The following is a 9301-nucleotide window of genomic DNA, read 5'->3' as shown; positions in this document are numbered from 1 at the left end:
GCAACGGCGGTTAGTCTCGGGTTGGCAGGAACCGCGCAGGCCGAAGAAGTCTTGCGCGGGGTAGCAGCACTGCCGGCTAATAACGTGATCACGCAAAGCTTTCTGGAATATGTCGAGATGGTAAACGAGGCCGGTGAAGGCATCGTCCGCATCGAGGTGATCGGCGGGCCCGAAGCGATCCCGTCAACCCAGCAGGACACCGCACTGCGCAACGGCGTCGTCGACATTCAGGGCGGGCCGGCGGGATACTATGCCGGTACTGCACCTGAAAGCGAAGCCCTCACCGGCGCAACTGTCACCGCAGCCGAAGCGCGCGAGAACGGGGCGTTCGATCTGCTGCGCGGTGTCTGGCGCGACCGCCTTGGTGCGGAGCTTCTCGCTTGGAACGGCAATGGTACGCAATATTACATCTATCTCCGCGACATGCCGGAGTTCGACGCAGACGGGAATGTCGTTCTAGCGGGCAAGAAGTTGCGTTCTGCTGGGACCTATCGCGACTGGTTCGACGCGCTTGGTGCCGAGAACGTTATGATGAGCCAATCCGAGGTATTCAGCGCACTGGAGCGCGGCGTCGTCGATGGCTTTGGCTGGATCACCTTCGCCTCTGACATCGGGGTGAACCGCCTGCTCAAGGCCCGCGTTGGCCCTGCGGTGTGGCAAGGTTCGCCTGTCATCATGATGAACGGGAACCGCTACGATGCGCTGCCCGAAGACGCAAAAAAGGTTCTGCAGGACGCGGCGCTCGCACTTGAGGCAAAGATCGCTGAGGAAATGCCCGTGCGCGTGGCGCAAGAAGAGGAGCGCCTGAAGGCGGACGGCATCGCGCTGGTTGAGCCCGACCCGGAGGCCGCTGCACGCTATAAGGACCTCGCTTATTCCGTGGTCTGGGACAAGCTCGAAGCCGATCTGCCCGAATATGCCGCGCAGATCCGCCCGCTGCTCTACCCCGACCAATAAACGCATAAGAAAGTGCCGCCGCGGTCTCCGCGGCGGCGCAACGGAGGAGCACCCATATGCTACGCACATCCGCCGGGCCCGTCTGGACCGGCTTCATCCGCAGTCTGTTCACGCTTGGCGCCGTCTATCTCGGCGTCATTGTCATCGGCACATTGTGGGACGTCATTGCCCGAACAGTGCCGCAGATACATGCCCCGGTCTGGCTCGGTACCGTCATCGAGTTTGGCCTGCCTTCGTCGGCAATGCTCGCCGCCCCGTGGCTTGTCCGCATCCGCGGGCACGTCGCGATGGAACTTATCGATGCGGCATTGAACGCCGGGCAACGCAAAGCCCTGCAGATGCTGACCGATACTGCCGCCGCCGGGATTTGCCTTTTCGTGGCGTGGTATGCGGGCCTCGCGGGGTTTGACAGTTTCGAACGCGGCGAGGTGGCCGTGCGCGCCGTCGATGTGCCGCGTTGGTATCTCTACGCGATCCTCGGCACTGGCCTCACGCTTTGTGCCATCGAATTTCTGCGCCATGCCGCCCTCGCCTATCGCAACAAGCCAACCAAGGAGCCGAAAACATGATGCCCTGGTATGCCTCGATGGGGCTGATGGTCGGGTTGATCCTGAGCCTGATGGCGCTGCGTATCCCCGTCGCCTTCGCCTTTCTCCTCGCCAATGTCATTGGCGTCTTCATCTTCATGGGCGGCCATTTCGGCCTCGTGCAGCTCGCGGCGAACGCCTCTGAATCGCTGATGAACTATTCTCTGCTGCCGATCCCGCTGTTCATCCTGATGGGGGAACTGTTCTTCCACACCGGGATCGCGGAACGGGTGTTCTTCGTCGTCGACCGGCTGATGGGCCGGGTACGCGGGCGACTGTCCTATGTCGCCATCGGCGGAGGGACGCTGTTCAGCGCGCTGTCGGGCTCAAGCCTTGGCAACGTGGCGATGATGGGGTCGAGTATGTATCCCGAAATGCGCAAGTTGGGGTATTCCGATACTCTGTCCATCGGGCCGATTATCGCCACGGGCGGCCTCGCCGCGATCATTCCGCCCTCGGGGCTTGCCGTTGTGCTGGGTAGCCTTGCGGGCCTTGATGTGGGGCGCCTGTTGCTTGCGGGGCTCGTTCCGGGCGTGCTTCTGGCGCTGAGCTATGCAGCCCTAGTCTTTACCCTGACCATGATCCGTCCCGAAGCGGCCCCCGACTACGAGGTGCCGCGTATCAGTGCGCGCGAAAAGATTAAGCTCGCGGTCGTCAACCTGCTGCCGATGATGTTCATAATCTTCATGGTTATGGGCCTTATTATTCTCGGCATCGCGACCCCGACAGAAGCCGCGGCCTTCGGCGTTGTCGCCGTGATGATCGTGGCGGCCTTCTTTCGACGCCTCACGCTGCGCGCCGTTCTGAGCGCGGCCGAAAGCGCGATGAAGATCAGCGGCATGATCTTCATGATCATCCTCGCCTCCACCACCTTTAGCCAGATCCTTGCCATGTCGGGGGCTACGCGTGGCCTTGTTGGCTGGATCAACGGGATCGAGGCCAGCCTGCCGATGATCCTTTTTGCTATGGCGCTTGTGCTTCTTCTCTTTGGTGCGTTTCTCGAGCCGGTGGGCATTATGCTTCTGACCATTCCAGTTTTCCTGCCCCTTGCGCAAAGCTATGGTGTCGATCCCCTCTGGATGGGGGTGTTCGTCCTTATCTTTATCGAGCTTGGGCTTGCTACGCCCCCCTTTGGCATGGCGCTTTTCGTCATGATGGGGGCCACCCAAGGCAAATCGATCCTCGCCATTTCCCGAGCCGTGATCCCCTACCTTCTTTGCACGCTCGCGCTGGTAGTGGTGATTTCCGCCTACCCGCAAATCGTGCTCTTCCTGCCAGCGCTGGCAGGTCGGTGACACAACAACGAAGGACAAATCTATGAACCATATCGAAGGACGGTTGCTGATCGACGGCGAACTTGTCGAAAGCGAAACGGGCAGGTGGGCGGACTCAATTGACCCGTCCACCGAAGAGGTGATCGGACGCGCGGCGCTGGGATCGGCAAAGGACATGCACCGCGCCATCGACGCCGCCGAACGGGCCTGGCCGGCCTGGGCAGCGCAGAACGTGGACGAACGGGCGGAGATCCTGCGCGCCTTCGGGGACCGGCTGGCCGAACGCGTCGACGAGCTTTCCCGGATCGAAGTGCGCGACAGCGGCAATACACTCAGGCCCACGCTGCATGCAATGGACGAGACGCTGAAAACGCTGCGGTTCTATGCCGGGATCGCGCCAATGATGCGTGGCGAGACCATTCCCGCGTCGTCCAAACATATGCACATGACGCTGCTCGAACCCTATGGCGTGGTGGGCCGGATCGCGGCCTATAACCACCCTGCCCTGTTTTCGGTGGCGCGCACCGCTGCCGCGCTTGCGGTCGGCAATGCCGTGGTCGTCAAACCGCCAGAGACCTCGCCCCTATCGGTGCTCATCCTTGGCGAAGTGGCGCAGGAAATGCTGCCGCCGGGCGTTTTCAACATCGTCAACGGGACCGGCACGGAGGCCGGTGATGCGCTGGTCCGCCATCCGAATGTCAAACGTCTGGCCCTTATTGGATCGGTGCCGACGGGTCGCGCGATCCAGCGTTCTGCGGCCGAAGTTGCAGTCAAGCATGTCACACTGGAGCTTGGCGGCAAGAACCCGATGATCGTCTTTGCCGACGCGGATGCAGAGGCTGCAGCGACAAGCGCCGTGCGCGGTATGAACTTTCCATGGCAGGGACAGTCCTGTGGGTCCAACTCGCGTGTGCTGGTGCATCGCGACATCTACGAGGACGTTCTGGAGCGCATTACCGCCAAGGTCGCGGCGATGCGGCTCGGCGATCCGATGGCCGACACCACCGATATGGGGCCGATCAACAACGCCAAGAGCTACGCCCATGTCACCAGCTTCTTCGACCGCGAGCAAACCGAGGGCGCGCGACTGATGACCGGTGGCAAGCGGCCCTCCGGCGCGGAATTCGCCAAGGGTTTCTGGGCCGAGCCGACCGTCTACGGGGATGTGACACCCCAGATGCGGCTCTGGCGCGAGGAGATTTTCGGCCCCGTCGTGTCGATCGCGCCTTGGGACGACTACGAAACCATGCTCGCCGATGCGAACGACACCTCCTACGGGCTGTCGGCTGCGATCTGGACCAACGACATCACTGCAGCGATCACCACTGCCAAGCGCCTTCGTGCAGGCAGCATATTTGTTAACGGATCGAACACGCATTTCGTGGGCATGCCTTGGGGCGGGTTCAAGAACAGCGGTGTGGACCGCGAGGAAGGCGTCGAGGAGATGCGAAGCTATCTCGAAACCAAGGCGCTCAACATCATGCTTTGAATGCGCTGACTGCAGCAAAAGAAAAAAAGGCGCCGCGCAAGGTTTCCCTGCGCGGCGTTCGCTTTTCCCGCGAGCCGTTGTTTCAGAACATCGTTTGAGGGAGGAACAGCGCGATCTGCGGAAAAACGATCAGCAGGATCATAATCAAGATCATTGCGAACCAGAACGGCCAGATCCCTGCAAAGATGCGCAGCATGGGCACATCGGGCGCGATGGATTTCACGACAAAGACATTGATGCCCACGGGGGGTGAAATCATGCCCATCTCCAGCACGATCACCACGATGATCCCGAACCAGACCAGATCCCAGCCCAGCGAGGCCGCGATCGGCATGACCACAGGTAGGGTCAATACCAGCATCGCTATTCCTTCTAGGAACGTGCCGAGGAAGATATAGACTAGGATGACAACCGCGAGGATCCCGAGATTTCCAATCGGCAACTCGATGAGAAACTCGACCATCTTCGTCGGGATCTCCGTCAACGACATGAACGGGATAAAGACGAAAGCGCCGATCAAGATGAGGAAGATCGTCGAAGTCGCACTCATCGTTTGAAGTGTTACAAGCCGCATCTTGGCCAAACTCAAATTTCGTCCCGCAAGCGCGATAAGAAAGGTTAAGATCGCGCCAACCGCCGAGGCCTCAACGGGTGTGAAGAACCCAGTGTACATGCCGGCGATGGTCAGGCCAATCACGGTAGTAATCGGCGCGGCGCCAATCAAGGCCTGCCACTTTTCGGAGAAATTCGTGCGTGGCCCCGCCGGTCCAAGTTCTGGCCTACGCCAAACCTGCAGCGTTATTACCCCAATGAACAAGAGCGACATCAGAATTCCGGGAATGATACCAGCCATGAACAGCTGGCCGATGCTTTGTTCGGTTAGGATCGCATAGATGATCATGCCGCCCGACGGCGGGATGAGAAAGCCGAGCGTACCGCCGGCAGCCACCGCCCCGGTGGCAAGCCCGTCGTCATAGCGGAACCGGCGCATTTCAGGCAATGCCACACGACCCATCGTTACCGCGGCGGCAAGTGACGACCCTGAAAGTGCCGCGAACCCCGCGCAGCCCGCAATGGTCGCGGAGGCAAGCCCGCCTCGCAAATGACCGAGAAAGGCATAAGCCGCGCGAAAGAGGCTGTTTGACATGCCCGACACTCCGGCGAGATTGCCCATCAGGATGAACAGCGGGATGACCAGAAGGTTATAATTCGAGGCCGCCTCGAAGGTTTCGCCCGACAGGTTCGACAGCGCCGTTTTCCATCCCTGCGCAATAGCGCGTTCGGCGGGAAGGCCGAGGGCAATCATCTTTTGCTGCGTGGCGAGAAGCGTGCCGAAAAAGCCCACGATGATCATGCTGAGCGCCACAGAAAACCGCATTGCGAGCATGACGAACAGGCAGACAAGCCCGAGAATACCGACGGTTTCGACGCTCATGCCTCGCCCTCCAACGACAGGATGGCGGCCTGGCCGGTCCGGATCATCTGCCAGGCATCGGCGATCTGGTTCGCGGCAAAGAGCCCGAAGCATACGGCGAGCAGGTAATAGAACGGTTCGTAGGAAATCTCGAGCTGCTGGGTGACTTCACCAAAGCGCGCCGCATGGCTGCCCGCCTCGGCAAGCTGCCATGACATCAGTCCGAGAAACGCGCCGCCGCCGAACCGTGCCACGATATGCAGGCCAAGCGCGAGCCGACGTGGGAGCATCTCGCTCACGACTTCGATCTCGATATGCGCGCCGGTCCGCGCCCCGAACGGAATGGACAGGGCGACGAAGGTCACGAGGAAAAGGATCAGCGCATCCTCTGCACCCACGATGGGCGCGGCGAGAAGCTTGCGCATGATCAGGACGTTGACCACGCAGAGCAGCGTCATCACCGTCAGAACGGTGCCACCGGTGGCCAGCGCGATCCGCGTCAGCCATCGGTTGAAGAGCCCCGATCCGGCCGCCCCTTTGGCGGCCGATGGGGGAGTTGTCTCCGGTATTGTCATCTGCAGTCTCTCCTGATCCTCGGCCCGACTCAGGGGTTCAAGGCCTGATAGACCGCCTCGGCATCCTCGATGCCTTTTGAGCGGTAGTCCTCGAAGATCGCCTGCAGACCGGCCTGCGACGCCTCGACCACGCGGGCGCGCTCTTCGTCGGACATCTGCACGAGTTGGCTGTTCTTCATCTTGTCGGGGTTGGCCGCCATCTGTTCCTTGGACATCGTGTCGGCCAGATCGAAGGATTCCGCGCCTTTAATCGACAGGACCCGTCCCGAAAGGCTGTCGATCAGCGCACGATGCTCATCGGACAGACCCTCGTAGCGCTCCTTGTTCATCACCACGAAGAGCACCGCGAAATGTACCGGCACGTTCTCGATGAAATAGGGCGTCACGTCCCAGAAGTTCCAGGGCGGCGTGATGTTGGAATAGGCTGTGTAGGCAGCGTCGATCGTCCCGGTCGAAAGGCCGGTATAGACATCGGTGATCGGCATCTGGACCGGCACCGCGCCGATGGATTCCAGGATCGGCCGGGTCATTGCGGCATAGGGAACCAATTTTGCGCCCTCATACGCCTCCAGTGTCGATAGATCGCGGGTCGCCGAAATCACGTTGCCTGCCACGGTCATCAGCGCGATCAGCTTTACATCTTTGTATTCGTCCGCCAGATGCGCCTCATATGCGTCCCAGAGCCGCCCGGTAGATTCCACCGCGTTTTCCGAGCTGCCCGGAAGGATCGCAAGCATGGTCTTGGGAAAAACGGTCGGCGTATAGGCGCTGACCCCCAGCGTCATGTCCGCGACGCCTTCCAATGCGCGCTTGTATTGCTGGACAGGGCCTGCGCCAAGCTGGCCGCCGGGGAAGACCTGGATCGTCAGATCGCCGCCGGATTGCCTTACAAGTTCTTCACCGAACCAGCCCAGCATGCGCGTGTGAAGATGGTGCGGGCCGGGCAGGAAGCTTGCGATAGTGAGTTGTTCGGCCATCGCACCACGCGGTCCGAAGGGCATGGCCAGTGACGCGATGGCGGCGACGGCGAGTGCAGTCTTCTTGAACATAGTTTTCCTCCTCCTGGAATTTTTTGTCAGTCGAGCGGGACGCTCGCATCGGGTTGGAACCCGTAATTCAGGCCACGCGAAACCAGGCTCTCCTGCCCCGCGGCTTCGCGCTTCAGAACTCTTTGAACCGAGGGTTGTGCGGCGATCCGTTCGGCATGGGCCGCGAGGTTCAAGTACCGGTCCTGCGGGAAACCCGCGCCGGTGACACGAAACCAGACCCAGTTGATGTAGCTGTCCATCGCCGCCCATTTCTCGCCGTACCACCACGGGGACCGGCCAAGCCGCGCGTCGATGAAATCGAAATGCGGGATCATCATTTCGACCGCGAGCTTCCAGACATCGCTGCGCGTAGCGTCGAGCGAACAGAACCGCTCGGGAATGCGGATGCGCGTTACGATTGGGTGCAAAACTGAGGCGCAGAAGGCGAGATCCGAGATATGCTGGCAGCGGTCGAACTCAGTTTCCGCAGGCGGCAAGATGCCCACATCGGGGAAGCGGTTGCCGAGATAGGTGAGGATCGCGACGTTTTCCGATAGCGCACGACCGTCCTCGACCAGAACCGGGACCTTGCCTGCAGGGTTGAGCTTCAGATAGTCGACGTCGCGCTGTTCCCTTGCGGTGAACGAGACGACACGGCTTTCGAACGGAACACCTGCCTCCTCAAGGCAGGTCATCGGCACGCGTGCGCAGGTCTCCGGCGCGTAGAAAAGAATGTAGTCGGACATTCGACCTCCTAAATGAAACTGGGGCGAAAGACGCTCAAGACGTAGTTTGCGGCGACAGCAGATCTGCAAGATCGATGCGCTCGAAGAAGGTCTGGCGAACGCGCTCGGCCGCCGTGGACACCTCTTCGGCGCCGTCGCCCAAAAGATCGACCACCGTGCGGAACGGCCGCGTCCCATGCGGCATGTTCACAAGTTCCAGCACTGCGTCGGCCACCACTTGCGGATGCGCGTCGTCAGGCATCAATGCCGACAGACGATCTGCAATCGTGCTCGTGACGTCGTCGTAGCGCGCATAGGCTTCGGCACGCGCGTGATCCTCGGGCGGTGAGGCTTTGGGGAAATGCTCGGTCCCGGTCGTGAATGCGCCGGGCGAAACCATCACCGTCTCGATCCCGAACCGCGACACCTCAAGCGCCAACGACCCCGCGAGCGAATCCATCGCGGCTTTTGCCGCGCCATAGGGGCCAAGGAAGGGTGGAAAGCCCCCGTGGACGGTCGTGCTGCTGATCCACAGAAGCGTGCCCTTCTCTTGCGTCCGCATCACCGGCAGCACCGCGCGATTGACGCGATGCGGCCCCAGCACATTAACCGCGTAGTTTTGCGCGACTTCCTCAGGTGTGAACGCCTCAGTCGGGCCGAGGACGAGATGACCCGCATTTTGCATCAGAACGTCGATGCGTCCCGCTTCCGCGACAACCGCTTCGATCGCGGCAGCGACCGAACCGTCGGAAAGGATATCCATTTCAACGGCGTGAAGTGAAAGCCCCTCGCTCTGTGCCAGCGATAGCATCGCTTCGGCATGTGGCGCGTTCCGGCCTGTCACTTCCCGCATCGTGGCAAAGACTATGTGCCCGCCACGCGCCAAAGTCTCGGCTGTAAGGCGGCCAATCCCTGTTGCTGCGCCCGTGATCACTACGACATCTGGCATCGATTCACTCCTCCCCAGGAAAACGAATCATAAAAACTATTTATTTAACTAAAATATATCTTGTAGTGAATCAACTGTTTTAGGGGAGTTTGGTCGAACTCCGGTAGTCAATCTGCCAAGTCGCCCCACGAAACAGGAGTTTGCACGCAAACCTGTCGCCGACAGCGCAAGTTTTGCGTGCCGATCAGTGCAATGCTGTTCAGGAAGTTCGGATCAGGCAGCGCTCTTTACGATGCCCGATTCAACGATGATGTCTGTCGTGCGCTGCAAATGCTCCGCCATCAATCTCTGCGCAAGCAGCGT

9 protein-coding genes are annotated in these 9301 nt (G+C 60.6%); 4 read left to right on the top strand and 5 right to left on the bottom strand.

What is annotated here, in order from left to right; all coding sequences use genetic code 11:
• The 4 genes from ACN0X0_RS22275 to ACN0X0_RS22260 all read left to right on the top strand — a co-directional run.
• Window positions 1–957, top strand: a 957-nt coding sequence (locus tag ACN0X0_RS22275; RefSeq protein WP_417281036.1) for a hypothetical protein, incomplete at its 5' end; no start/stop codon positions are given.
• A gap of 56 nt (window positions 958–1013) precedes the next feature.
• Entirely contained in the window at window positions 1014–1526 is a 513-nt protein-coding gene (locus ACN0X0_RS22270) for a TRAP transporter small permease (RefSeq protein ID WP_417281035.1), read from the top strand.
• On the top strand, window positions 1523–2839 hold the full coding sequence (locus ACN0X0_RS22265) for a TRAP transporter large permease (protein ID WP_417281034.1): 1317 nt from the start codon (window positions 1523–1525) through the stop codon (window positions 2837–2839). The genes ACN0X0_RS22270 and ACN0X0_RS22265 overlap by 4 nt, the downstream gene beginning before the upstream one ends.
• Window positions 2840–2861: 22 nt before the next feature.
• Window positions 2862–4307 (top strand): aldehyde dehydrogenase family protein, encoded by a 1446-nt coding sequence (locus tag ACN0X0_RS22260; RefSeq protein WP_417281033.1) that lies wholly within the window; start codon window positions 2862–2864, stop codon window positions 4305–4307.
• A gap of 82 nt (window positions 4308–4389) precedes the next feature.
• Here the strand turns inward: ACN0X0_RS22260 and ACN0X0_RS22255 are convergent, their stop codons facing one another.
• Genes ACN0X0_RS22255 through ACN0X0_RS22235 form a run of 5 tightly spaced genes read right to left on the bottom strand, consistent with a single transcriptional unit; the run spans window position 4390 to window position 8998 of the window.
• Window positions 4390–5742, bottom strand: coding sequence for a TRAP transporter large permease (locus ACN0X0_RS22255; RefSeq protein WP_417281032.1), 1353 nt, complete (start codon window positions 5740–5742; stop codon window positions 4390–4392).
• Complete coding sequence (locus ACN0X0_RS22250; RefSeq protein ID WP_417281031.1) at window positions 5739–6296, bottom strand: TRAP transporter small permease; 558 nt, start codon at window positions 6294–6296, stop codon at window positions 5739–5741. The genes ACN0X0_RS22255 and ACN0X0_RS22250 overlap by 4 nt, the downstream gene beginning before the upstream one ends.
• Before the next feature lie 29 nt (window positions 6297–6325).
• Window positions 6326–7345, bottom strand: a complete 1020-nt coding sequence (locus ACN0X0_RS22245) for a TRAP transporter substrate-binding protein (protein WP_417281030.1) — start codon at window positions 7343–7345, stop codon at window positions 6326–6328.
• 26 nt (window positions 7346–7371) lie between these two features.
• Window positions 7372–8070, bottom strand: coding sequence for a glutathione S-transferase family protein (locus ACN0X0_RS22240; RefSeq protein ID WP_417281029.1), 699 nt, complete (start codon window positions 8068–8070; stop codon window positions 7372–7374).
• 34 nt (window positions 8071–8104) lie between these two features.
• Window positions 8105–8998 carry an SDR family NAD(P)-dependent oxidoreductase gene (locus ACN0X0_RS22235; protein ID WP_417281028.1) on the bottom strand — a complete coding sequence of 298 codons (894 nt, stop codon included), beginning with the start codon at window positions 8996–8998 and terminating at the stop codon, window positions 8105–8107.
• Window positions 8999–9301 lie beyond the last annotated feature (303 nt).

Source organism: Celeribacter sp. (assembly GCF_048270365.1).
GTDB lineage: Bacteria > Pseudomonadota > Alphaproteobacteria > Rhodobacterales > Rhodobacteraceae > Celeribacter.
Note: the sequence above shows the minus strand (reverse complement) of the source record. Positions and strands in the feature narration are given on the sequence as shown.

Coding starts and splice junctions, on each gene's coding strand:
- ACN0X0_RS22250 (WP_417281031.1), bottom strand. CDS start 6,296: ATGACAATACCGGAGACAACTCCCCCATCGGCCGCCAAAGGGGCGGCC.
- ACN0X0_RS22245 (WP_417281030.1), bottom strand. CDS start 7,345: ATGTTCAAGAAGACTGCACTCGCCGTCGCCGCCATCGCGTCACTGGCC.
- ACN0X0_RS22235 (WP_417281028.1), bottom strand. CDS start 8,998: ATGCCAGATGTCGTAGTGATCACGGGCGCAGCAACAGGGATTGGCCGC.
- ACN0X0_RS22265 (WP_417281034.1), top strand. CDS start 1,523: ATGATGCCCTGGTATGCCTCGATGGGGCTGATGGTCGGGTTGATCCTG.
- ACN0X0_RS22255 (WP_417281032.1), bottom strand. CDS start 5,742: ATGAGCGTCGAAACCGTCGGTATTCTCGGGCTTGTCTGCCTGTTCGTC.
- ACN0X0_RS22240 (WP_417281029.1), bottom strand. CDS start 8,070: ATGTCCGACTACATTCTTTTCTACGCGCCGGAGACCTGCGCACGCGTG.
- ACN0X0_RS22270 (WP_417281035.1), top strand. CDS start 1,014: ATGCTACGCACATCCGCCGGGCCCGTCTGGACCGGCTTCATCCGCAGT.
- ACN0X0_RS22260 (WP_417281033.1), top strand. CDS start 2,862: ATGAACCATATCGAAGGACGGTTGCTGATCGACGGCGAACTTGTCGAA.